At 64.6% G+C, this 23,961-nt stretch carries 19 protein-coding genes and 1 pseudogene; 13 read left to right on the forward strand and 7 right to left on the reverse strand.

The window, feature by feature from the left end; genetic code table 11:
* Nucleotides 1-5 precede the first annotated feature (5 nt).
* Nucleotides 6-485: a tellurite resistance TerB family protein gene (locus tag NKJ12_RS03545; RefSeq protein ID WP_352509112.1), complete on the forward strand. Its 480-nt coding sequence runs from the start codon at nucleotides 6-8 to the stop codon at nucleotides 483-485.
* A gap of 18 nt (nucleotides 486-503) precedes the next feature.
* On the forward strand, nucleotides 504-1,220 hold the full coding sequence (locus tag NKJ12_RS03550; protein ID WP_292657163.1) for a glutamine amidotransferase: 717 nt from the start codon (nucleotides 504-506) through the stop codon (nucleotides 1,218-1,220).
* Here the strand turns inward: NKJ12_RS03550 and NKJ12_RS03555 are convergent, their stop codons facing one another.
* Complete coding sequence (locus tag NKJ12_RS03555; protein ID WP_352479996.1) at nucleotides 1,221-2,462, reverse strand: MFS transporter; 1,242 nt, start codon at nucleotides 2,460-2,462, stop codon at nucleotides 1,221-1,223. It abuts the gene before it with no gap.
* A 341-nt stretch (nucleotides 2,463-2,803) separates the two neighbouring features.
* On the opposite strand from NKJ12_RS03555, the gene NKJ12_RS03560 reads away from it, so the two are divergent.
* Nucleotides 2,804-3,091 carry a GIY-YIG nuclease family protein gene (locus NKJ12_RS03560; RefSeq protein WP_352509122.1) on the forward strand — a complete coding sequence of 96 codons (288 nt, stop codon included), beginning with the start codon at nucleotides 2,804-2,806 and terminating at the stop codon, nucleotides 3,089-3,091.
* A gap of 364 nt (nucleotides 3,092-3,455) precedes the next feature.
* Here NKJ12_RS03560 and NKJ12_RS03565 read toward each other — a convergent pair whose 3' ends face one another.
* From NKJ12_RS03565 to NKJ12_RS03585, 5 genes and pseudogenes are all read right to left on the reverse strand, one after another.
* Nucleotides 3,456-3,920 carry a Ros/MucR family transcriptional regulator gene (locus NKJ12_RS03565; RefSeq protein WP_352509111.1) on the reverse strand — a complete coding sequence of 155 codons (465 nt, stop codon included), beginning with the start codon at nucleotides 3,918-3,920 and terminating at the stop codon, nucleotides 3,456-3,458.
* A gap of 164 nt (nucleotides 3,921-4,084) precedes the next feature.
* The gene (locus NKJ12_RS03570) at nucleotides 4,085-4,789 is read right to left on the reverse strand and encodes an ROK family protein (RefSeq protein WP_352509110.1); all 705 of its coding nucleotides are present in this window, start codon (nucleotides 4,787-4,789) and stop codon (nucleotides 4,085-4,087) included.
* A gap of 19 nt (nucleotides 4,790-4,808) precedes the next feature.
* The gene (gene zwf, locus NKJ12_RS03575; protein WP_254817787.1) at nucleotides 4,809-6,185 is read right to left on the reverse strand and encodes a glucose-6-phosphate dehydrogenase; all 1,377 of its coding nucleotides are present in this window, start codon (nucleotides 6,183-6,185) and stop codon (nucleotides 4,809-4,811) included.
* Nucleotides 6,186-6,207: 22 nt separating this feature from the next.
* On the reverse strand, nucleotides 6,208-7,224 hold the full coding sequence (gnd, locus tag NKJ12_RS03580) for a phosphogluconate dehydrogenase (NAD(+)-dependent, decarboxylating) (protein WP_352649406.1): 1,017 nt from the start codon (nucleotides 7,222-7,224) through the stop codon (nucleotides 6,208-6,210).
* A 14-nt stretch (nucleotides 7,225-7,238) separates the two neighbouring features.
* A pseudogene (locus tag NKJ12_RS03585) lies at nucleotides 7,239-9,664 on the reverse strand (glucan 1,4-alpha-glucosidase).
* A 244-nt stretch (nucleotides 9,665-9,908) separates the two neighbouring features.
* On the opposite strand from NKJ12_RS03585, the gene NKJ12_RS03590 reads away from it, so the two are divergent.
* From NKJ12_RS03590 to NKJ12_RS03635, 10 genes are all read left to right on the forward strand, one after another.
* A complete protein-coding gene (locus NKJ12_RS03590) occupies nucleotides 9,909-10,922 on the forward strand; it encodes an ABC transporter substrate-binding protein (protein WP_352701268.1) in 1,014 nt (337 codons plus the stop codon).
* Between the two features lie 74 nt (nucleotides 10,923-10,996).
* Nucleotides 10,997-12,490, forward strand: coding sequence for a sugar ABC transporter ATP-binding protein (locus NKJ12_RS03595; RefSeq protein ID WP_352701422.1), 1,494 nt, complete (start codon nucleotides 10,997-10,999; stop codon nucleotides 12,488-12,490).
* 1 nt (nucleotide 12,491) lies between these two features.
* Nucleotides 12,492-13,466, forward strand: coding sequence for an ABC transporter permease (locus tag NKJ12_RS03600; RefSeq protein ID WP_352701269.1), 975 nt, complete (start codon nucleotides 12,492-12,494; stop codon nucleotides 13,464-13,466).
* 2 nt (nucleotides 13,467-13,468) lie between these two features.
* Nucleotides 13,469-14,416 (forward strand): ABC transporter permease, encoded by a 948-nt coding sequence (locus tag NKJ12_RS03605; RefSeq protein WP_023678189.1) that lies wholly within the window; start codon nucleotides 13,469-13,471, stop codon nucleotides 14,414-14,416.
* A gap of 120 nt (nucleotides 14,417-14,536) precedes the next feature.
* Nucleotides 14,537-16,600 (forward strand): 3-hydroxyacyl-CoA dehydrogenase NAD-binding domain-containing protein, encoded by a 2,064-nt coding sequence (locus NKJ12_RS03610; protein WP_352701271.1) that lies wholly within the window; start codon nucleotides 14,537-14,539, stop codon nucleotides 16,598-16,600.
* Between the two features lie 175 nt (nucleotides 16,601-16,775).
* Nucleotides 16,776-17,981: a 3-oxoadipyl-CoA thiolase gene (gene pcaF / locus NKJ12_RS03615; RefSeq protein WP_352701272.1), complete on the forward strand. Its 1,206-nt coding sequence runs from the start codon at nucleotides 16,776-16,778 to the stop codon at nucleotides 17,979-17,981.
* 169 nt (nucleotides 17,982-18,150) lie between these two features.
* Nucleotides 18,151-19,182, forward strand: a complete 1,032-nt coding sequence (locus NKJ12_RS03620) for a BMP family protein (protein ID WP_352701273.1) — start codon at nucleotides 18,151-18,153, stop codon at nucleotides 19,180-19,182.
* Between the two features lie 211 nt (nucleotides 19,183-19,393).
* Entirely contained in the window at nucleotides 19,394-20,878 is a 1,485-nt protein-coding gene (locus NKJ12_RS03625; protein ID WP_502905691.1) for an ABC transporter ATP-binding protein, read from the forward strand.
* Nucleotides 20,878-21,933, forward strand: a complete 1,056-nt coding sequence (locus tag NKJ12_RS03630; RefSeq protein WP_352701274.1) for an ABC transporter permease — start codon at nucleotides 20,878-20,880, stop codon at nucleotides 21,931-21,933. Before NKJ12_RS03625 ends, NKJ12_RS03630 begins: the two co-directional genes overlap by 1 nt.
* Nucleotides 21,930-22,874, forward strand: a complete 945-nt coding sequence (locus NKJ12_RS03635) for an ABC transporter permease (protein WP_352701275.1) — start codon at nucleotides 21,930-21,932, stop codon at nucleotides 22,872-22,874. Before NKJ12_RS03630 ends, NKJ12_RS03635 begins: the two co-directional genes overlap by 4 nt.
* A gap of 14 nt (nucleotides 22,875-22,888) precedes the next feature.
* Here the strand turns inward: NKJ12_RS03635 and NKJ12_RS03640 are convergent, their stop codons facing one another.
* A complete protein-coding gene (locus tag NKJ12_RS03640; RefSeq protein ID WP_352701276.1) occupies nucleotides 22,889-23,656 on the reverse strand; it encodes an SDR family NAD(P)-dependent oxidoreductase in 768 nt (255 codons plus the stop codon).
* Nucleotides 23,657-23,961 lie beyond the last annotated feature (305 nt).

The raw sequence follows: 23,961 nt of genomic DNA on the forward strand, positions 1-23,961 counted from the left end.
ATTTAATGTTCGAACGCGTTTTGTCGTTTCTAAGGGATCTGCCGTCCGGTGGTGGCGCCAGCCCCAGCGCCGACGATCCGCGCGTTGCCGCGTCCGCCCTGCTTTTCCACGTGATGAACGCCGACGGGGTGCGCCAGGATACCGAATGGGAGCGGTTCAAGAAGGTGCTGGCGGAAAGCTACTCGATCAGCGGCGACGAACTCGACGCGTTGGCGGCTGCCGGCGAGCGGGCCGACAATGAGGCGATCGACCTCTACGCCTTCACCAGCGTGCTCAAGCGCCATCTCGACGCCGAGGCGCGAAAGGCCTTCATCGGTCTGATGTGGGAGATCGTCTATGCCGATGGCGAGCTGCACGAACTCGAGGACAATACCGTCTGGCGGGTCGCCGAGCTGATCGGCGTCGAACGTCGCGACCGTGTCGAGGCGCGCCTCAAGGCGGCCGCCGCGGCTCCTGGTGCTGCCGGAACGTCAAGCGACGAATAGACAGGGTCCAGCCTTCCAATGCCGCCCAAGCCAAGCCCGAGACCAAAGATCCTGATCGTGCTGCATCAGGAGCATTCGAGCCCCGGACGGGTCGGCCATATGCTTATCGAGGAAGGCTTCGACCTCGACATCCGCCGACCGCCGCTCGGCGAGGCCTTGCCGCAGACGTTGGATGGCCATGCCGGCGCAGTGGTGTTTGGCGGCCCGATGAGTGCCAATGACGGCGACGAGTTCGTCCGCCGCGAGACCGACTGGCTTAAAATTCCGCTCAACGAGAACCGGCCGCTGCTTGGCATCTGCCTCGGCGCGCAAATGCTGGTCAAGCATCTTGGCGGCAGGGTCGAGGGCCACGGCGAGGGCCTCGTCGAAATCGGCTGGTATCCGCTTAAGGCGACCGAAGCGGGCAGCAGGCTGATGCATTGGCCGGAGATGGTCTATCAATTCCATCGCGAGGGCTTTTCGCTGCCAAAGGACGCGACGCTTTTGGCGACGGCCGAAACCTATCCCAACCAGGCCTTCCGCTATGGCGACAATGCCTGGGGCATCCAGTTCCATGGCGAATTGACCCGGGCGATGATGCAGCGCTGGGTGGTGCGCGGCGCGCACCGCTTCGAACTGCCCGGCGCACAGCCCGGCCGCGACCATCTCGGCGGCCGGCTGATCTGGGACATGCACCTCAAGCGCTGGCTCGGCGAGTTCCTGCCGATGATTTTCGGCAAGCCGGCGCTGCGGTAATCAGTTTCGCCCCCTGAGATGACGCACCTTGCGCAGCTGCGGGAACAGCACCGCCCATAGCCCGGCAACAGCGATCGCCCCGACACCGCCGACCACCACGGCCGGAACCGTGCCGATCAGCGCGGCCATGGTGCCGGCGCGGAATTCGCCGAGCTCATTGGAGGCGCCGACAAACACCTGGTTGACGGCGTTGACGCGGCCGCGAACGTCGTCCGGCGTCCACAGTTGGATCAGCGTCTCGCGGATATAGACGCTGAACATGTCGGTGGCGCCAAGCAAGGCGAGAGCAGCGATCGACAGCCAGGTGATGGTCGAGAGGCCGAACAGGACGGTGAACGCGCCGAACAGCGCAACGAAGCCGAGCATGACAAGGCCGGCATGGTTGCGGATCGGGTGTCCGGCCAGCCAGATGGCGACGCAGATGGCGCCGACGCCGGGCGCCGAGCGCAACAGGCCGAGCCCCCACGGGCCGAGTTCGAGGATATCGCGCGCGTAGACCGGCAGCAGCGCCGAGGCGCCGGACAGGAGCACCGCGAACAGGTCGAGCGAAATCGCGCCGAGCACGATCTTTTCGCTCCAGATATAGCCGAAGCCGGCGAACAGGGTCTGTACCGTCGGCCTGTCGGTCCTGCTGCGCTGGGCAGGTTTCGGGATGGTGAAGATCAGCACGGCGGCAATGAGCATCAGCACGGCCGCTGTGGTGTAGGCAGCTTCGGCCGAAAGCCCGTAGAGCAGGCCGCCGGCGACCGGCCCGACGATGGTTGCCGTCTGCCAGGCGGAAGAGTTCCAGGCGATGGCGTTGGCGAAATCCTCAGGCGGCACCAGATTGGCGAACAGCGATGACGAGGCCGGCCCGAAGAAGGCGCGCGCAATGCCGAACATGGCGAGCACGATGAAGACCGGCATCGGCCCGGAGAGGCCGCGCAGCGTCAGCAGCAGGAGGGCCAAGGCGCAGCCCGCCTCGACCAGCACCGCCAGCGCCATGATCAGCCGGCGCCCGAAACGGTCGGCAACGTCGCCGGTGACCAGCACCAGCAGCAGCGAAGGCAGGAACTGGACGATGCCGACAAGGCCGAGGTCGAACGGGTCGCGGGTCAGATCGTAGATCTGCCAGCCGACGGCGACCGACACGATCTGGGTGGAGAATGTCGAGAGGAAGCGCGCCGCCCAATAGCTCAGGAACGGCCGGTGGCGAAAGGCGGCATAGCGCTGGTCGGATGGTACTTGGGATTCTGCGGTCATGGAATAAGGCCCCGTGGCGGCGATGTCGGCCGGCGGGGCACTTCCACGATGGGCGCTGGTCCGGCCAAAAAAGCCTTTAACGCAGTTCGGCCGGAGGCGCGCGCAAAAATCCGGCCTGGATCAACAATTTCGTTCTTGCAGATAACAAGCGGATGGCGGCGGATCGCAGATCGCAAACTTTCGAGATTAGCCGAAACACCTCTCGTTTCGTCATCCCAGGGCGGAGCAAGGAGCGAAGCGACGCGGCGCAGACCCTGGGATCCATGCCATTGCATCTGCCGAAGAATGCAACGGTTCAGAACGGCACTTGCGTCGGCACCGGCGCCAGCTACCCTTCAACCATGACCGGCTATACCTATATGACCGCAAGCCAGAAGCGCGGCACGATCTATATCGGGGTTACGAATGATCTCGGCCGCCGCATGCCGGAGCACAAATCCGGCGAGGGCTCGCGGTTCACCAGCCGCTACGGTGTGCAGCGTCTGGTCTGGTATGAGGAACATTTCGACATTGTCGACGCCATCCAGCGCGAGAAGTCGCTGAAGCGCTGGCCACGCCGATGGAAGATCGAGCTGATCGAGAAGACCAACCCTGAGTGGTTCGAGCTTTTTCGCGGGACGGGGTGGTAGCGTACGGTTCCGGTCCGCAGGCGCACTGCCGCGAGGTAACGGCATGGATCCCAGGGTCTGCGCCGCGTCGCTTCGCTCCTTGCTCCGCCCTGGGATGACGAACGGAGGGTGTTCGGCTAATCTCGAAAACTTGTAATTCGCCATCAATCGTCGTCCGATACACCGGACGCGCTGCCACTCTCCGACATCAGCGATTAGCCTTCAGCCATCCTACCTTCGTCCTAGGGCCGAGCAAGGAGCGAAGCGACGCGGCGCAGACCCTAGGATGCCATGCCGTGAGCTTCGAGCGTCGCAGCTTCCGCCGAACACAAACAGACCGACCAGCGGAACGCGTTCAATGTGCATCCCGCTCGATCTAACGGTATCAAACCGTCGCCTTGGCCTTCCTGCTCCGGCTCTTGACGGGCGCGGGCGGGGCGGCTTTGCGGCCGAGGCCGATCGCCTTGGCCAGCTGCGAACGCGAGGCCGCGTAGTTGGGAGCGACCATCGGGTAGTCCGACGGCAGGCCCCATTTGGCGCGGTAGGCGTCTGGCGTCAGCCCGAAATGAACGCCGATATGGCGCTTCAAGGATTTGAACTTCTTGCCGTCCTCGAGACAGATGATGTAGTCCGGCGTCACCGATTTCTTGGGATTGACGGCAGGCGTCAGCGGCGCGGCGACCGGCACTGCCGGTTGCCCCAGCCCACCTATGGAAGCGCTGACGCTGGCGATGAGATCGCCGAGGCCGGAAGCCGGCAAGCGGTTCTTCTCGACATATGCGGAGACGATATGGGCGGTCAGCTCGAGCAGGTCGATGTCTTTGCGAGCGTTGTTGTTGTCGTCGGTCAATCTATCTCTCCGTCCGTGGGGGTCGCAGAAATTCCTAGTCGGCAAATCTGCGCAATGCAATGACGCCGCGCCACGTCACACATTATTTTGAATAATAATACTAACGGCAGCGCGGGATTAACAACCCTGAGCCGGTGCTCGATAATATCAGACAATCAGCAATATCAGATAATCAGGGATTTGTCGCGCCACAGTCGAAATCCGCCTTCGAAGGCGCGTGTGTTGTCGCCGCGTCTGCAATCGGCGGGCAAGTCGGTGAGTTCATCGACATTGCCGCCGCCGATGACCACGTAATCCGGCTGCATGGCGGTGCGAAGCCGGTCGACGACGTCGAAGACGTATTTGCGCCATTTCTTCTTGCCGCGCTTTTGCAGCCCGCGTTCGCCGACATAGTCTTCGAAACTGCCGCGCTTCTTGTAGGGAAGATGGGCAAGCTCCATCGGCTGGGCGACGTTATCGACGATCATCGCGGCCCCCAGGCCGGTGCCGAGGCCAAGGAACAGCATGCGGCCGCCTTCATAACTGCCGACGGCCTGCATCAGCGCATCGTTGACGACCTTCACAGGCTTGCCGAACTCAGCGGCGAAATCGCAGCCGACCCAGCCCTTGCCGAGATTGGCCGGTTCGGTCAAAGGCCGGTTGTGGTGCACGGGACCCGGATAGCCCATCGAGACGACATCGTAGTGCAGCCCTTCGGCGAGCGTCTTCACCGCAGCGACCATCTGCTGCGGCGTCAGCTCCGGTCCGGAAGCGGTCTTGCGCTCCTCTGCGCCGGCGCTGGTGCGGATCTTGACGTGCGAGCCGCCGATGTCGATCGCAAGCACGATCTGTTCAGCGTCGGGTGCCGGTCGCTTCACCGCTTTGGCCATCGCTTTCGCCTCCCAGAAATCATTTCGCTGGATTGATCCAGCCGTTCGGCGGCCCGAATCCAGCCATGGCTTCGGCCGGCCCCCACGTCTTTGGCGCGTAGACAGGGGGTGGCGTGGTGTCGCCGAGCACCGGACCGACGATGCGCCAGGCGAGTTCGCTGGCGTCCTGGCGGGTGAACAGCTGGCCGTTGCCGTTCATGGCGTCGCCGATCAACCGCTCGTAAGGCGGCATGTCGCCCTTGCTGTCGTCCAACGCGGTGAGCTCGACCTGTTCGCCGACCATGTCGTCGCCGGGTGCCTTGCGCCGGGCTCCGATCGAGATCGCCACTTGCGGATCGATGCGGAAACGCACGTGATTGCATTCGCCGGGTTTGATCGGATCGAAGACGTCGAGCGGCGGCCGCTTCAGCCGCACGATGACCTCGGTGGCGTGCACCGGCAGGGATTTGCCGGCGCGGATGAAGAACGGCACATCCTGCCAGCGCCAGGTATCGACGAAAAAGCGCACCGCCGCGAAGGTCTCGACCGGCGAGTTCGGCGCCACGCCCGGCTCGTTGAGATAGCCGTCGAACTGCCCGCGCACGACATCGTCCCTGGTCAGCGTCCGAATCGCCCGCAGCACCTGCACCTTCTCGTCGATCAGATCGTCGGCCGAGCGGCCGACCGGCGGCTCCATGGCGAGCAGCAAGAGGATGTTGAGCAGGTGGTTTTCGATGACGTCGCGGATGCAGCCGACCTCGTCATAGAAGCGGCCGCGCCCCTCGACACCGAAATCCTCGGCCATGGTGATCTGCACGCTCTCGACGTAATTGCGGTTCCAGATCGGCTCGAGGAAGGAATTGGCGAAGCGGAAATAGAGCAGGTTCTGGATCGCCTCCTTGCCGAGATAATGGTCGATGCGGAAGATCGACTTTTCGTCGAAGACCAGATGCAGCACCCGGTTCAGCCAGCGCGCCGATTGCAGATCGTGGCCGAACGGCTTTTCGACCATCAGGCGCGCGCCCTGGGCGGCGCCCGACTGCTCCAGCCCCTGGACGACGACCTCGAACATGGCCGGCGGCACCGCCAGATAGTGCAGCGGCCGCTCAGCGCTGCCCAGCGCGGTCTTCAGCTTCTCGAAGGTCGCAGGCGCCCGGTAGTCGCCGCTGACATAGCGAAGCAGCGAGGCAAGCCTGGCAAAGATCTTCTCGTCGATGCTGCCGATGGCATTGACGATACCGTCGCGGGCGCGCGCCTGCAGCTTGGCGAGGTCCCAGGGATCGAAGGCGACGCCGATCACCGGCTCGTTCAGCGTTCCCTTGGCCACCATGGCGTAGAGGGCGGGAAAGATCTTCTTGTGGGCGAGATCGCCGGTGGCGCCGAAAAGCACCAGCGTGTCGGACCGTTCCTGGCTCATGGGCGTGCCTCCCTGTCGCCCGTCACGAGCCGGCCTTCGGTTTTTCGACATGACCGCCAAAGGCATAGCGCATGGCGGACAGAAGCTTGTCGGCGAATTCGGATTCGCCTTGCGAGGAGAACCTGTCGAACAGCGCCGACGACAGCACCGGCGCCGGCACGCCGGTGTCGATCGCCGCCTTCAGCGTCCAGCGGCCTTCGCCGGAATCCGATACCCGTCCGCCGAACTGCGTCAGCGCCGAATCGGCCTTCAACACGCCTGCCGTCAGGTCGAGCAGCCACGAGCCGATGACGCTGCCATGCCGCCAGACCTCGGCCACTTCGGCGATGTCAATGTCGAACTGGTAATATTGCGGGTTTTCCAGCGGGCTGGTTTCGGCGTCGGCGGTGCGCTGCCGTTTGCCGGCATTCGCCGACTTCAGGATGTTCATGCCTTCGGCATAGGCGGCCATGACACCATATTCGATGCCGTTATGGACCATCTTGACGAAATGGCCGGCGCCGCTTGGCCCGCAATGCAGATAGCCGAAGGGAGCGGTTCCGGCGTCCTTGCCGGGGGCAGGCGAAGCGGCGTCGGCGCCGGGCGCCAGCGTGGCGAAGATCGGATCGAGATGCTGGACCGCGCTGTCAGGGCCGCCGATCATCAGGCAGTAGCCGCGCTCGAGGCCCCAGACGCCGCCGCTGGTGCCGACATCGACATAGCTCAAGCCTTTCAAGGCCAGGCGCGCGGCGTGGTCGACGGCCTCATGATAATAGGAGTTGCCGCCGTCGATGATGATGTCCCCGGGCTCCATCAGGGCGGCCACCTGGTCGACGATCCGGCCGGTGATCGCCGCAGGCAGCATCAGCCAGGCGCTGCGCGGCTTCGTCAGCTTGCCGACGAAGTCCTCCATCGAGGCGGCTCCGACCGCGCCGGCGGTCACAAGCGCCGCGACGCTCGCCGGGTTGATGTCGTAGACGACGCATTCGTGGCCATCGCGCAGCAGGCGCCGAACCATGTTGGCGCCCATCCTGCCCAGTCCCATCATTCCTATCTGCATGGTCTCGTCCTGCCTTACTTGAGGGATCGATGATCTAGTGGCTGTGACGCATCGTCGATACCAACGGAAAAGTCGACATTCTCCCAACGGCTGGCATCGGACCAGAAGAATGTGAAGACAATGCTATTGCCCGGAGCGGCGTCGGCAACCGGCAACTCCGCGAGATAGATGCCGAAAAGGTTCGCGGCGGTCCCGGTGTCATGGACGGTAGCCCAATTGTCGCTGCTCCAATGAACCACCGCCCGGGCCAGAACTTCGATGCGCAGCGCCTTGCCTGCCGGGATGGTACGGATCTTGTGGTTGAAGCGCCATGCCCTGAGGCGCGACACCGTTCTGCCCTCGATATAGCGCTTGACGCCTTGTGGCGGCATGTCGAAGACGGCGCCGTCGCGGAGCGAACGCAGCAGCTTGATGTGCTCGGAATGCGCCCAAACCAGCGGCTTGGCGCTGCCGGAGGGGCCGCCATGCCGCAATTCGCGCTCCGGCATGTCTGGACCATCCCAGACCTGCTCCGGCAGCAGGCCGCCCGGCCCGGCGGAGCCCTCAAACGTCGCGAGCAGGCTTGCCGCTTTGTCCTTGCGCCCCGCCGCCAGCTCGTAATGCGCGCGCTCGCCGACCAGCAGCGGCCCGGGCCGGCCCTGGCCGGTTCCATCGAAGGGCGCGCCGTCCGCATGCTCACCGTAGCCGTCGCCGTTGTAGCGGTACCAGAGCGGCCCCTGCGGCAGCTCGCAACGCAATTGCGCGTCGATCACCTTGACCGTGTCGAGGATGCGCGGATCGTCGGCCGCCCTGAGGCCGAAACGGACCAGCGCCAGCGCGTCGGGGCTGACGATCGCCTTGGCCGGCCGGTCCGTATCGGCCGGCGGGCGGTTCTTGATCGGGACGTAGCCGTCTTTCGGCGATGCCGCGCCGGCTTTGTCGGGCGGCGCAATGCGGACATAGTAGCCCTCGACGCCGGCTTCATCGCCCGAGGAGCTACCGGCGACGTAGGTCCAGCGCTCGATCTGATCGTTCCAGACATCGGCGGTTTCGCGCAGGTAGTTTGCCGGCTCTGTTTTGCTGGCGGCATCGAACATGTCCGCAGCCGCTAGCAATGCGGCGATCTCGACGGCAAGCGTGAACGGGCTGTAGCCGGCGTCCTCTTCCCAGCGGTCTTCGCCGGTGACGGGGCCGTTGCGCACGATTAGGAGGCCGCGCGCTCGATCATCGGCATGAAGGAGGAGAGTACCGCAGGCGGCAAATGCCCGGCGCGGCGCAGCGCGTCGGCGAGCAGCAGCGGGAAGGCGCATTCGTCCATCTGGATGCCCGGCCAATAGGCCGAACCGTCGAGCCAGGCGTTCTGCGGCCAATGCCCGTCCGGCTGCTGGATCGAGCGCAGATAGCCAAGGATGCGCAAGGCTTCCGCCGGGTCGCCGGCGGCGAGGAAACCGCCGGCGGTTTCGACCAGATCGCGCGGCCAGACCAGGTGATAGCCGCCCAGATCGTCGTCGCCCTTGTTGAAGCCCCACGGGATCGACAGGCTGGCGACGGCTGCTCCGGTCGACGAGCGGTGTGCCGCCAGCACCGCAGTGCTGATGCGGTAGGGATTGAGGCCGAACGCCGCTTGCCGGTCCAGCGGCAGCAAACCGGCCTGCCATTGGCGCCATTTTTGACCATAGGATCTGACCGCGGGCTCAAAACCTTGCCTCAGGCTGGCAAAAGCGGTTTCCGCCGCCTGTTGCGGTGTCGTGCCGAAGCCGAGCGCCAGCAATATTTTTGGATTCGCGGCCGAAAAGCCGATCTCGCCGGTCAGCGCGACATTGCCATCCTCGGCCCTGCGGCAGGCCGGATCGAGCCGGCCGCCTTGACGAAGCTGCTGCCAGCCGTCGGAGGCGCCGACATAGCCGGCCGAGCACGCCTTCCACGGCAGCGACGAGGCGAGCGCCAGGCAGACGCCGCGTCCCGATGCAAACAGGACAGGCTGTCCTTCATGGCCGTCGATCCAGGCGGTGTTGCCCATGCCGGCGTTGACGAGGTGCGGCGCCAGCAGCGCGTAGACGCGGTAGTCGGCGGCCGCGCCTTTGAGCCGCGTGAAAATGATCTCTTGCAGCACGACGGGACGTTCCGGATCCGTAATGATCCGCTTTTGGATCCGATAGCTTCCATCGGCCGCGGTGTTGACCAGCCGATAGGCAGGCACCCCGTCCTCGAGCGGTTCGATGCTGTGCTCGGCGTCTCGCTTTTCTTCCGAGAAATAGCCGTCGGGTCCGGTGACGATCAGCCCCAGATCGCGGGTGCAGGCGCTGTCGAGGCGGGGATAGTAGATCTCGTTGAGAATGCCGTGACTGATGGTGAACCAGATCGGGCAGGCCGGCGAGAGCGCAGTGCCGACGCCGCTCTTGGCGCTCGAGGTCCAGCGCGCCGGAATGCCGGGTGCACCCGGGGCAAGGTTCGCTGCCATTCAAATCGGTCTCCAGTGCCATCCCTAGACCAGGAGCCGAACCGTTTTCAATGATTGCACCGCAAGTTGATCGCCGGCCATGGATTGCTGTTGACAGCTTGTCGCCCATCTGCATTTGTCTGATAATTTCAGCGTAGTGTCGCCCATATCATCATGTTGCGATAAAAAACAGCGTTGTGAGCGTATCAGCCATCAGCCAGCCATTAGCCACCAGTAAGACAGCAACTCACGGGAGGAGTATGACATGAAGAAAATATTCGTTTTGGGCGCCCTTGCGGCGATGCTCGCCTCGGGCACCGCGCTTGCCGACACCAGCGGCAAGAAAATCGCCTTCTCCAACAATTACGCCGGCAATTCCTGGCGGCAGGCGATGCTGGACAGCTACGCCATCGTCACCAAGAAGGCGGTTGCCGACAAGGTGGTCGGCGCCGCGGACGTCTTCACGACGGCCGACAAGGAAGTGCCGACGCAAGCAGCGCAAGTGCAGAACCTGATCCTGCAGGGCTATGACGCGATCGTCATCAACGCGGCGTCTCCGGATGCCCTCAACGGCGCCGTCAAGCAGGCCTGCGACGCCGGCATCGTCGTCGTCTCCTTCGACGGCATCGTCACCGAACCCTGCGCCTACCGCGTCGTCGTCGACTTCAAGGACATGGGCAAGCAGGAAGTCGAGCAGATGGCCAAGTTCCAGCCCAAGGGCGGCAATCTCCTGGAAATCCGCGGTCTCGCCGGCACTTCGATCGACGACGCCATCCACGCCGGCATCCTCGAGGGTGTCGCTGCCCATCCCGAGTTCAAGATCGTCGGCTCGGTGACCGGCGACTGGGACCAGACAACGGCACAGAAAGCCGTCGCAACGATCCTGCCGTCGCTGCCGGATGTTGTCGGGGTGGTCGACCAGGGCGGTGACGGCTACGGCGCGGCGCAGGCTTTCGCCGCCGCCGGCAAGCCGCGCCCGACCATCATCATGGGCAATCGCCAGGACGAATTGCAGTGGTGGAAGGAGCAGAAGGACAAGGACGGTTACCAGACCTGGTCGGCATCGATCGCGCCCGGCGTATCGACGCTTGCCTTCTGGGTGGCGCAGCAGGTGCTCGACGGCCGCACCGACGTGCCGCACGACTTGCTGGTTCCCTATCTTGCCTTCACACAGGATGATTTCGAGGCCGCGCTGCCGAAGATTCCGAAGGGCGGCGTCGCCAGCCACGAATACACGCAGGAAGACGCCATCGCCGCGATCAAGGCCAACATCAAGTGAGCATGGCACTATTGTTGCCGCCACGGATAACCGGGTATCGTTGAGGGATGCCCGAGGCCAATGCAGACATCCTCATGCCGGACGGCGCCGAAAAGCTTTTCGGCGCCGTCAGTTTGGACATCATAAGACTGGACGGAGCCGAAAAACATTTCGGCGCCGTCAAGGCGCTCGCCGGTGTCGATTTCAGCGTTCGTGCCGGAGAATGCGTCGGTCTCGTCGGCCATAACGGCGCCGGAAAATCGACGCTCATGCATATGGTGGCAGGCACGCTTGCCCCCGACAGCGGGCAGATCGCGGTCCGCGGCGGTGTCGAGGCAAGTTATTCGGTGCCGCGCGCACAGCAGCTCGGCATCCGTTGTGTTTTCCAGGAACTATCGCTCTGCCCGAACCTCAGCGTCGCCGAGAACACGCGGATCAACCACGCGTCGCTTAATGGCTTCGGCTGGCGGCGCAAGGCGGCCGATCTGATCGCCGCCAAGCTGGACGAGATATTCCCCGGCCACAGCATCTCGGCATCCGACATCGTCGGTGATCTTTCCATCACCAGCCGGCAAATGGTGGAGGTGGCGCGCGCCTTCACGGTCACGCAGGAGCCGCTCGAACTGGTCATCCTCGACGAGCCGACATCCTCGCTCGATGCGCATACCGCCGGCCAGCTGCTGGCGTTCGTGCGCCGCTTCGTAGCCGCCGGCAAGAGCTGCATCCTGATCTCGCATGTGCTCGGCGAAGTGCTCGGAAATGCCGACCGCATCGTCGTGATGCGCGACGGCAAGGTCGTCGCCGCCGGGCAGGCCGATCAATTCGACCGCGACAGGCTGGTGACGGCGATGGGCGGAGCGGAGGCACGCGAGAAGGCCGCCGCAGAGATTGCGAGCGGCAAGCCGGAGCCCGGTCCGCTGCGGGTCCGGGCGCGGCCGGCGCGACAGCAGGACGGCAACGAGCTCGTCGCCCGTGCCGGTGAGATCATCGGCCTTGCCGGACTTGCCGGGCACGGGCAGACCGATCTTTTGCTGGCTATCTTTGCGGCGGCTTCCCGCGCCAGGACCGGCATCGAGGTCACCGCGCCGGTGGCGCTGGTTGCCGGCGACCGCCAGTCGGACGGGATTTTTCCGCAGTGGTCGATTGCCGAGAACATCGGCATCCGTTCGCTGGCGCGATTGCGCAACGGCCTCCTGATCTCGCCGCAGCGCGAAGCCGAGCTCGCCGAGTTGTGGCAGCGGAAAATCGGCATCCGTACGCCCGACATGAACAACAACATCTTCTCGCTGTCCGGCGGCAACCAGCAGAAGGCGCTGTTCGCGCGGGCGCTCGGCTCCGACGCCAAGATCGTGCTGATGGACGATCCGATGCGCGGCGTCGACATCGGAACCAAGCTCGAAGTCTACGACCTGGTGCGCGAGGAGGCTCGCCATGGCCGCACTTTCCTCTGGTACACCACCGAAACCGAAGAGCTTGACAATTGCGACCATATCTATGTGTTCAAGAACGGCCGGATTGTCGCCAACCTTCGTCGCGACGAACTGACGGAGGAAAAAATCATCCAGTCGTCGTTCGGCGAGGCGGCCTGAGATGACAGCGGCATCTGTCGAGAGTGGGCTAAGATCTTCGGCTCGCGCCACGAGGCGGGCGCGTATGCTGCGCAGCCTGCTGCCGGCACTGTCGCTGGCGCTGGTGCTCATCGCCATCGCGTGGCTCAACCCGCGCGCCATCAGCTATTTCGGCTTCAGCCTGATGCTCAATCTGGCGATCCCGATCGCACTGGCGACGATCGCCCAGATGTTCGTCATCGCCGGCAATGAGCTCGATCTGTCGATCGGCACCTTTGTCGGCTTCGTAGGCTGTGTCACGGCGACGTGGCTGAAGGACGCGCCGCTGCTCGGCGTCGTCATCCTGCTCGGGTCGATCGGCGTCTACGCGCTGCTCGGCGCGCTGATCCATCTGCGCAACCTGCCCTCTATCGTGGTGACGCTCGGCATGAGTTTTGTCTGGCAGGGCCTGGCCATCCTCATCCTGCCGAAGCCCGGCGGCAAGGCGCCGGACTGGCTGCTGGCGCTGATGGCCTTCAAGCCACCCTTCATTCCGTTCCCGATCATCGCGGCATTGCTGATCGCGGCCGTCGTCCACTTTGGCCTGATGCGCACCTCGTATGGCGTCATCCTGCGTGGATCGGGCGGCAATTCAGCCGCACTCAAGCGCGCCGGCTGGTCGCTGCTGCGCACCAAGATCGCGCTGTTTGCGCTGACCGGCCTGTTCGGCGTTTTGTCCGGCATGGCGCTGATCGGCATCACCACCTCGGCCGATGCCAATATCGGCAATGGCTACACGCTGCTTTCGATCGCCGGCGTCATCCTCGGCGGCGGCGAGTTCGTCGGCGGCCGGGTGTCGCCGATCGGCGCCGTCATCGGCGCGCTGACGCTGGCTCTGGCCGCATCGCCGCTCTTGACCTTCATGCACATTCCGCCCGACTGGCAGGTCGCCGCCAATGGCGCCATCCTGATCATCGTGCTGGCAGCGCGGGTGCTGATCAGCCGCAGGGAGAGGTGAGCATGGCTTCGCTGCGGACCCTGCTCGCCAGACCCTGGATCTGGTCATTCTTCGGGGCGCTGCTGGTGTGGCTGGCGACCATCGCCTTCACCGGCGGCTATGGCGGCGGCGGCATGATCACGGCGGCGCTGTCGCTCGCGGTCTTCACCGTCATTGTCGGCGTCGGCCAGATGTTCGTCATCACGCTCGGGCCGGGCAATGTCGACCTGTCGCTGCCGGCCAACATCGGCCTTGCCAGCGCCGTCGCCATGAAGGTCATGGACGGCAACGATGCGATGATCGCGGTCGGGCTGCTGGCCGCGCTTGCCTGCGGCATGGCGATCGGCGCCGTCAACTATCTGCTGATCTGGGCGCTGCGCATTCCACCGATCATCGCGACGCTGTCGGCCAGTTTCGTTATCCAGTCGGTCGATATCAGCTATGGGCGCGGCCTGCAGATCAAGCCGCCGCCGGGCTTTGCCGACTTCACCAACTGGCAGGTGTTCGGCATCCCGGTGCTGGCGATCCTCACCGTGCTGTTCACCATCGGCGCCGGCATCGTTTTGCAGCGCATGATCTACGGACGCTCGGTGCTGGCGATCGGCCAGAACATCCGCGCCGCCTGGCTGGCCGGCGTCAATGTCGGCCGCACCCGCTTCCTCACCTACACGCTGTCGGGCGCGCTCGGCGGCCTCGACGGCGCACTGCTCGCCGGCTATTTCCGCGGCGCCAATGTCGATATCGGCAATGAGTATCTGCTGGCCTCAATCGCGGTCGTCGTCATCGGCGGCACGTCGGTGGCTGGCGGCAAGGCCAATGTGCCGGGGGTCTGGGGCGCGGCGCTGTTTCTCGTGCTGCTGTTGACCATGCTCAACACATTCGGCGTCAGCGTCGGCGTCCGCCTGGTGCTGACAGGGCTGATCATCGTCGGCGTCATCACCGCCGCCGGTGGGCAGAAGGCGCTGCGCTAAGGCGAGGCACCCGGCGGCGAGGGGATAACGATCCGGCCCGCAAAACACGTGGTTCCCATCCGCATGCCAGCGCTGTAAATCCCGTCGCGCTATTGGCCAACATCGTTGTATGAGGTTTGCGTGTCCGATTTCGTCAGCACCACAAGGCATGGCAACGTCGCGGTGGTGATCATCGACAATCCGCCGGTCAACGCGCTGAGCTTTCATGTGCGCGAGCCGTTGATGCGGGCGCTCGTTTCCCTGCGGGACGAGCCGTCGGTCGGAGCAATCGTGATCGCCTGCGCCGGGCGGACCTTCGTTGCAGGCGCCGACATCGCCGAATTCGGCAGACCGGCGCAGCAGCCGGAATTGCGCGCTATTGTCGCCGTGCTGGAAACTATCACCAAGCCGACGGTCGCAGCCATTCACGGCACTGCGCTCGGCGGCGGCCTGGAACTGGCGCTCGGCTGCCATTTCCGTGTTGCCGACCGAACGGCAAGGCTCGGCCTGCCGGAAGTCACGCTCGGCCTGCTGCCGGGCGGCGGCGGCACGGTTCGTCTGCCGCGCCTGGTTGGTACGCTAAAGGCACTCAGCATGATCGTTTCGGGAACGCCGATCGGTGCTGTCGAGGCGCGCGCCGACGGCCTGGTGGATGCCGTCTTCGATGGCGACCTGATCGCGAAAGCGGTGAGTTTCGCCAGCGAAACGGCCGCGAAAGGCGGTCCGTTCACGCCCGTGCGCGACCGCAATGATCGCCTTGACCAGGCCGACTTGCCGGCTTTCGACAAGCAGGCGGCAGCGTTTTCCAAAAAAGCACGCGGCCTCGAGGCGCCGATCGCCTGTGCGCAGTCGGTCCGCAACGCCCTGACGCTGCCCTTCGACGAAGCGCTGGCGGCGGAGCGCGACCTGTTCCTCAAGCTTGTCGCCGGTGACCAGTCACGCGCGCAGCGGCATCTGTTCTTCGCTGAACGTGAGGCGGCAAAGATTGCCGGCAAGGATGTCGTCAGGCGCAAGATCGCCCGGGTCGGCGTCATCGGCGCCGGCACCATGGGCGGCGGCATCGCCATGGCGTTCGCCAACAGCGGTCTTCCTGTGACCTTGCTGGAGACGACGCAGGAAGCATTGCAACGCGGACTGACGACGATCGACAAGAATTATGCCGTTTCCGTTATCCGCGGATCGCTGAGCGAACACGCCAAGCGCGAGCGGCTGGATTTGTTCAGGGGCAGCACCGACTATGCCGACCTCGCCGATTGCGACCTGATCGTCGAGGCCGTATTCGAGGAGATGGCGGTCAAGAAGGATGTCTTCGGCAGGCTCGATGCGGTGGCCAAACCGGGCGCGATCCTCGCCACCAACACCTCCTATCTCGACGTCAACGAGATCGCCGGTTCGACGTCGCGGCCGCAAGATCTTCTCGGCATGCATTTCTTTTCGCCGGCTAACGTCATGAAGCTTTTGGAAATCGTCCGCGCCGACAAGACTTCGCCCGACGTGCTGGCGACCATCGTCGATCTGGCACGGCGGATCGGCAAGGTGCCGGTCGTTGTCGGCGTCTGCCACGGCTTCGTCGGCAACCGCATGCTGGCGGCGCGCGGTGCGGAACTGGAGACGCTTCTGCTGGAAGGCGCCATGCCGCGCCAGGTCGACCAGGTGTTCACCGATTTCGGCTGGCCGATGGGGCCGTTCGAGATGAGCGATCTCGCCGGCCTCGACATAGGCTGGCGCAACCGCAAGGCGCGCGGCCGGACGGCCGTGATCGCCGATGCGTTGTGCGAACAGGGGCATTTCGGCCAGAAGACCGGTAGCGGCTTCTATCGTCATGAGAACGGTTCGCGCACGCCGCTGCCCGATCCCGAGGTCGAGATGCTGATCCGTAACAAAGCTGCCGAACGCGGCATTGCACCGCGGCCAATCGGCGCCGGGGAGATCATCGAGCGGACGCTCTATCCGATGATCAACGAAGGCGCCAGAATCCTCGAGGAAAAGATTGCCGCCCGCGCGTCCGATATCGATGTCGTCTGGGTCAACGGCTACGGCTTCCCGGTCGGCAAGGGCGGTCCGATGTTCTGGGCAAGCCTCGAAGGCGTGGACAAGATTATCCAGCGGCTGGATCACTGGCGCCAGCAGACCGGCAAGGACGTCTTTCGAGTGGCACCCCGGCTCAGACAGATGGCCGAAACCGGTTCCTGGAACAGCGGCTAGTATCAACGCCGGTCAGGCGCTGGTGATCGACGGTGGAGAAAGCATCGGCTGATCCGCCGCTCCCCGCGGGCGGCAGCTGAAATTGTCTTTGGCCTAACGGCCGGCGGCGAGATGTGCTTTCGTCTCAAGGAGAATGCGGCCAACATGGCCGGGCCGGGAAAGGGAAGGCTGCATTATGGCCGAGGCCTATATCTGCGACTACATCCGCACGCCGATCGGACGCTTCGGCGGTTCGCTGTCGGCGGTCCGTGCCGACGATCTCGGCGCTATCCCTTTGAAGGCGCTGGTCGAGCGTAATTCGGGCATCGACTGGGCCGCCATCGACGATGTCATCTATGGCTGCGCCAATCAGGCCGGCGAGGACAACCGCAATGTGGCGAGGATGTCCCTGCTGCTGGCCGGCCTGCCGAAGGAGGTTCCCGGGTCGACCGTCAATCGCCTCTGCGGTTCGGGCATGGATGCGCTGATGATTGCTGCCCGCACTATCAAGGCCGGCGAGGCGGAGCTGATAGTATCAGGCGGCGTCGAATCGATGAGCCGTGCTCCGTTTGTCATGCCGAAGGCGGAGACCGCCTTTTCGCGCAATGCCGAGATTTACGACACCACGATCGGCTGGCGCTTCATCAATCCGCTGATGAAGAAGCAATACGGCGTCGATTCGATGCCGGAGACCGGCGAGAACGTGGCGGAAGAGTTCGCTGTCTCCCGCGCAGACCAGGATGCGTTTGCCGTGCGCAGCCAGGACAAGGCCGTAGCCGCGCAAGCCAATGGTCGGCTGGCGAAGGAAATTACGCCGGTGACGATCGCGCAGCGCAAGGGCGATCCGGTCGTTGTCGACAGAGATGAGCATCCGCGCGGGGGCACGTCGATCGAAGCGTTGGCCAAGTTGCCGACGCCGTTCCGGCAAGGCGGCACGGTTACCGCCGGCAATGCGTCGGGCGTTAACGATGGTGCCGCAGCGCTGATCGTCGCCTCGGAAACCGCCGTGAAAAGATACGGGTTGACGCCGATCGCCCGTATTCTCGGCGGTGCCACCGCCGGCGTGGCGCCGCGCATCATGGGCATTGGCCCGGTGCCGGCCACGCAAAAGCTATGCGCCCGGCTCGGCCTGAAGCCGCGACAATTCGATGTCATCGAACTCAACGAGGCCTTCGCCTCGCAAGGCATCGCGGTGCTGCGCCAACTCGGCATTGCCGAGGATGCGGAGCACGTCAACCCGAATGGCGGCGCCATCGCGCTCGGCCATCCGCTTGGCATGTCCGGCGCGCGCATCACGGGCACGGCTGCGCTGGAGCTGCGCGAACGCGGCGGCCGCTACGGCCTCGCGACCATGTGCATCGGGGTCGGCCAGGGGATCGCGGTGGCGCTCGAGAGATTGTGAGCAAGCAGCTCCGGTCGTTCTAAAGCTGCGATTACACGAACGTTTACAGCAGTTCCGCCCGGCCAAATTTGACCATGTGGACAAAAGCCGGGCACCGTTCCATAGTTCCTCCGCCGATATTCCAGAGAAGAGAGCCGGCTCGACACGGCGCCAATCAGAGGGGCATGCAATGGACAACGGGAAGAGCAGAATCCAATCGAAACGCGAAGGGCTTTCGCGACGCAACGTGCTGGAGCTGGGCGCGCTCGGCCTGGCGGCGGCGATGCTGCCGGACAGCGCCTTCGCCAAGACCAAGAAGCTGAAAGTGGCGGCGATCTTCGCCACGCCGATCGAGGAGCCGTGGGACAACCAGATCCATGTCGCCCTGCAGAAGGCCGAGAAGGAACTCGGCATCGAATACAAATGGTCGGAGAAGGTGCAGACCGCCGATTTCAGCCGTGTCATGCGCGAATATGCGCAGGGCGGCTATGAGCTGGTGCTGGGCGATGCCTTCGCCGCCGAGCGCGAATCGCGCAGGACCGCCAAGCAATTCCCGAAGACCGCCTTCCTGTTCGGCTCCGGCGCAGGGCCGGCCGAGCCGAATTTCGGGGTTTTCGACAACTGGATCCACGAGCCGGCCTATCTGTCCGGCATGATTGCGGGAAAAATGTCGAAATCGGGCACGATTGGCGCCGTCGCGGCGATGGGCATTCCGGAAGTGAACCGGCTGGTCAACGCCTTCTTTGCCGGTGCCAAGGAGGTCAATCCCAACATCAAGAAGAAGGTCGCCTTCATCGGCTCGTTCTTCGATCCGCCGAAGGCAAAGGAAGCTGCTGTCGCCCAGATCGACGCCGGCGTCGACGTCATCTATGCCGAGCGCTTTGGCGTCATCGAAGCGGCGGTCGAGAAAAAGATCCTCGCTATCTCCAACATGTCGGACCAATCGAGCCTCGGCCCCGACACGGTGATCACCGGGCCGGTCTGGGACATGTATCCGACGGTCGAGCAGGCAATCAAGCTGGTCAAGGCCGGCGTCTTTACGGCGCAGGATTACGGTGATTTCTCGCGCATGGCCAAGGGCGGCTCCTACCTCGCGCCCTATCACAAGTTCGACAAGACGCTGCCGGCCGAGGTCAAGGACTTGGTCGAAAAGAAGAAGGCCGAAATCCTCGACGGCAATTTCCGTGTCGATGTCGATGAGAATACGCCGGTCTCGGACTGAGCGGCGCATCCCTCCCCTCGAGGGGAGGGTGGCCCGCAGGGCCGGGTGGGGTTCTCGGCGACGCGCTCCATCTTTTTCGGTCTAAACGTCGAGGCGGTTGAGACGACCCCTCCCGCCTCGCTTCGCTCGGCACCCTCCCCTCAAGGGGGAGGGATATCGGCGTCAACGCCACCAGGATCCCGCCTTGTCAACGCCTGCCCCTCTCATCGAAATGCGCGGCATCTCCAAGAGCTTTGGCGCCGTCAAGGCGAACGAAGCCGTCGATCTCAGCGTCGCGCCGGGTGAAATCCTCGGGCTGCTTGGCGAAAACGGTGCCGGCAAGACGACGCTGATGAATGTGCTGTTCGGTGCCTATGCGCCCGATGCCGGCGAGATCCTGGTGCAGGGCCGACCGCTGGCGATCAACAGCTCGGCCGATGCGCTGGCCGCTGGCATCGGCATGGTGCACCAGCATTTTCATCTCGCGCCGCGGCTTTCGGTGCTGGAGAACCTCTTGATCGGCATTCCCGGCAGATCGGGCCGGATCGACCGCGCCGGCGGGCTGGCGCGGCTCGCCGAGATCGGCCGCCAGCACGGGCTGACGCTCGACCCGGACCTCCCCGTCTCGGCGCTGTCGGTCGGCGAGCAACAGCGGCTCGAAATCGTCAAGGCGCTGTTTCGCGGCGCAAGGCTGCTGATCCTCGACGAGCCGACGGCGGTGCTGGCGCCGACAGAGGTCGACGGACTGTTTTCGGCGCTTCGCTCGATGGCGGCACAAGGGCTCGGCATCATCTTCATTTCGCACAAGCTCAACGAGGTGCGGGCGCTGACGCATCGCTGCGTCGTGCTCAGGCATGGGCGCGTTGCCGGTCGCGTCGATGCGCCGGCCAGCACGACGTCTTCGGAGATGGCGCGGCTGATGTGCGGCCACGAGATCGTGCCTCCGGCCAGAGGACCGTCGATGCCCGGTGCGGCCGTGCTGACCCTCGACGGTATCTCGACATCGCATCATTCCGGCATGGCGCTGCGCGATGTTTCGCTGTCGGTTCGTGGCGGCGAGATCCTTGGCATCGCCGGCGTCTCCGGCAATGGCCAGCGCGCGCTTGCCGAGGTCATCTCCGGCGTGCGTGCGCCCGATGCCGGGAAGATGACCATAGCCGGCAAAGCGGTTTCGCGGTTCTCGCCGAGCACAGTCCAGGCGCTCGGCCTCGGCCGCATCCCGGAAGACCGCATGACGACAGGGCTGGTCACCAATCTGCCGCTTGCCGATTCCATGGTGCTGCCGCGCATCGGCTCGGCGGCGTTCAGCCACAACGGCCTGCTCAAGCCGGATGCGATCCGCGCCTTCGCCGAGGCGCAGATCAAGACCTACGACATACGTTGCCCCGGCCCGATGACGCGCGCCGGGGCGCTTTCCGGCGGCAATCTGCAGAAGGCGCTTCTGGCGCGCGAACTCGCCTTCGATCCGAAAGTGCTCATCGTTTCGCAGCCGACTCGCGGCCTCGACATCGGCGCCGCGCGCTTCATCCACGAAAAATTCCTCGACATGCGCGCCAAGGGCTGCGGCATCATCGTCATTGGCGAGGACCTGGAAGAGTTGCTGATGCTCTCGGATCGTATCGCGGTGATGTATGAGGGCCGCATCGTCGGCACGCTCGACAGTGCCGACGCCAGCGTCGCCAGACTCGGGTTGATGATGACCGGAGCGGAGGCGTGATGTTCCGTCTCGAGGCCCGCACCTCAACGCCCGCCTGGTTCAATCTGGCTCTGCCGCTGCTCGCCATCGGGGCGACGCTGATCTTCTGCAGCGGCCTCATCGCACTGGCTGGCGCCGGCGTCGTCGAGGCTTATAGCGTGATGTTTTCGGCGTCGCTGGGCGACAGCTACGCCGTCACCGAAACGCTGGTGCGTGCCACCCCGATGATCTTCACAGGGCTTGCCGTGGCGGTCGCCTTCCGCGCCAAGTTCTGGAACATCGGCGCCGAAGGGCAATTGCTGGCCGGTGCGGTGGCGAGCTGTGCCGTCGGCGCCATCCCGATGCCGGGGCCGCTCGCCATGCTGCTGATGGCGCTGGCGGGTGGGGCCGCCGGCGCTGCCGTCGCGCTGATCCCCGCGACGCTACGGGTGAAATTCAGGGTCGATGACGTGGTCAGCTCGCTGCTGCTCAATTCGGTCATTTTCTACGCACTGATGGCGCTGATCGAGGGGCCATGGAAGGACAGTTTCAGCGGCTACCCGATCTCGCCCCCGATCGAGGATTCAGCGAATTTCCCGGTACTCATCGAAGGCACGCGGCTGCATCTCGGCGTCGTCGCGGCGCTGGTCGCGGCACCCCTGATCTGGTTCGTGGTCGCGCGTACAACGCTCGGCTTTCGCATCAGGGTCACCGGCGAGAACCCGGAAGCCGCGCGCTATGGCGGCATCAATGTCGAGCGGGTGCTGATTTCGACGGCGCTGCTGTCCGGCGCATTGGCCGGCCTTGCAGGCGTCGGCGAGGTCGGCGGCGTGCATTTCCAGGTGATGAGCGACATCTCGCCGGGCTATGGCTATTCCGGCATCGTCGTCGCCATGCTGGCGAGGCTCAATCCGCTCGGCGTGGTGCCGGCGGCGATCTTCCTTGCCGCCGTCATGACCGGCGCCGAGGCGATGTCGCGGGCGACCGGCGTTCCGGCCTTCCTCAGCGAAGTCATCCAGGGAACTGCGCTGCTCGCCATGCTGGTGGCGCTCCTGTTCACCGCCTATCGCATCCGCCGCGTCGGAGCCGCCAGATGAGCGTGGTGCTGGAGCAAATCTTCCAGGTCGGCTTCCTGGCCGCGATCATCCGCATCGCCACGCCGCTTGCCTTCGCAACGCTGGGCGAAATGTTTTCCGAGCGCGCCGGTGTGCTCAATCTCGGCATCGAAGGCATCATGCTTTTGTCGGCAATGACCGGCTTCACCGCGGCGAGCCTCAGCGGCAGCCTGTGGCTCGGCGTGCTTGCGGCGGTGCTGACCGGGGCGCTGATGGGTGCCGTGCATGCGCTGTTCACGGTAGCGCTCGGCCTCAGCCAGCATGTCTGCGGTATCGGCGTGACGCTGTTCTCGTCGGGCCTTGCCTATTTCCTCTACCGGCTGATCTTCGGCCAGCAATCGGTGCCACCGAACATCAAGGGGTTCGAGACGCTGCCGATCCCAATCCTGTCCGACGTACCGGTGCTTGGGCCGGCGGTGTTCAACCAGTTTTCGCTGGTCTACATGGCGATGCTGTCTATTCCCCTGGCCGCCTTCGTGCTCTACCGCACGCCATGGGGCCTGTCTGTTCGCATGGTCGGTGAAAACCCGCGGGCCGCCGATTCGGCCGGCGTCAGCGTCATCGCAACGCGCTTCCAGGCGGTGATCCTCGGCGGTGCCTTGACGGGGCTCGCAGGCGCCTTCCTGTCGATGGCGCAGTTCAACGCGTTCACCTTCGGCGTCGTTTCGGGACGCGGCTGGGTGGCGATCGCGCTCGTCGTCTTCGGCCGCTGGGACCCTTGGCGCACGGCAGGCGCCGCATTGCTGTTTGCCTTCGTCGACGCCTTGCAGTTGCGCATGCAGGCGAGCGGGCTTGGCCATATCCCCTACGAGGCGTTCCTGATGTTGCCGTTCATCTTCACCATCGTCGCCATGGCGGTGATGTCGCGCAATGCGGTGGCGCCCTCGGCGCTGCTCAAGCCGTTCCGGCGCGAAGAACGGTAACGGTGCTCCGCCTTTCACATCGCCGTGAAGCCGTTGTCGACGAACAGATGCGCGCCGTTGACGAAGCTGGCCTCGTCGCTGGCCAGGAACAGGGCTGCCTTCGCCACCTCTTCCGGCTCGCCGATCCGCCCCTGCTGCGCCGCCATTGCCGCGTCGGAGACATCGACGCCGAGTTTGTCGAGATCGGCGACCTCGCGCAGGCCATGCGGCGTCCTGATGAAGCCGGGGCAGACCGCATTGCAGCGGATGTTGCGGTCGCGGAACTCGACGGCGATGGCACGCGCGAACATATGGCAGGCGCCCTTGGTGGTATCGTAGAGCACCTCCATCGGCGTCGCCGCCACCGCCGAGATCGACGAGGTGCAGACGATGGAACCGCCGCCGGCGGCGATCATGCCGGGTAGCACGGCGCGCGTCATCAGGAACATCGAGCGCACATTGACGGCATGCAGCCATTCCCATTCCTGCAGCGTGGTCTCCAGGAAGGGTTTTATGACGATGGTGCCGGCGTGATTGAACAGAACCGTGACCCGGCCGAATTTTTCCATCACGCCCCTCACCGCCGCTTCGACCTGCGCCTCGTCCGAGACGTCGGCGACCCAGTGCTCGGCGACATGGCCGCGTTGCCTGATTGCTGCTGCGGTGGCAGCCGCCGCTTCGCCGTTGCGGTCGATGATCGCCACCTTGGCGCCCTCGGCTGCGAAAAGCTCCGAGGCCGCACCGCCCATGCCGGTCGCGCCGCCCGAAATGATGGCGACCTTGCCGGCCAGTCTTGTGCCCATGGTTTGCTCCCTGCTGCCTTGCCGTGACGTCGTGGCTTCCACTGAAGCAGCGATGCTATCCCTCATCCAATGGATGGCCAAGGAGCCACAGACACGTGGGCCTGCCATTTTCTGCCGTCACCCCGCCTGCCTCAAAAGGCAGCGCGGTAAGCAGCAAAAGTACTAATTTGTCCGCCGTTTGGAGAAAATTGTTCTAAGGATCGCGCGAAAATAGCACTCGACAAAGTCTACTGATTTTATAGATTAAGCGTCGAGACGGAGGTCGATATGTCCTATAGCCAGAACACTCAGACTGCCCGAAGAGG

Source organism: Mesorhizobium sp. M0195 (genome assembly GCF_040322115.1).
In the GTDB taxonomy this organism is placed as follows: Bacteria; Pseudomonadota; Alphaproteobacteria; order Rhizobiales; family Rhizobiaceae; genus Mesorhizobium.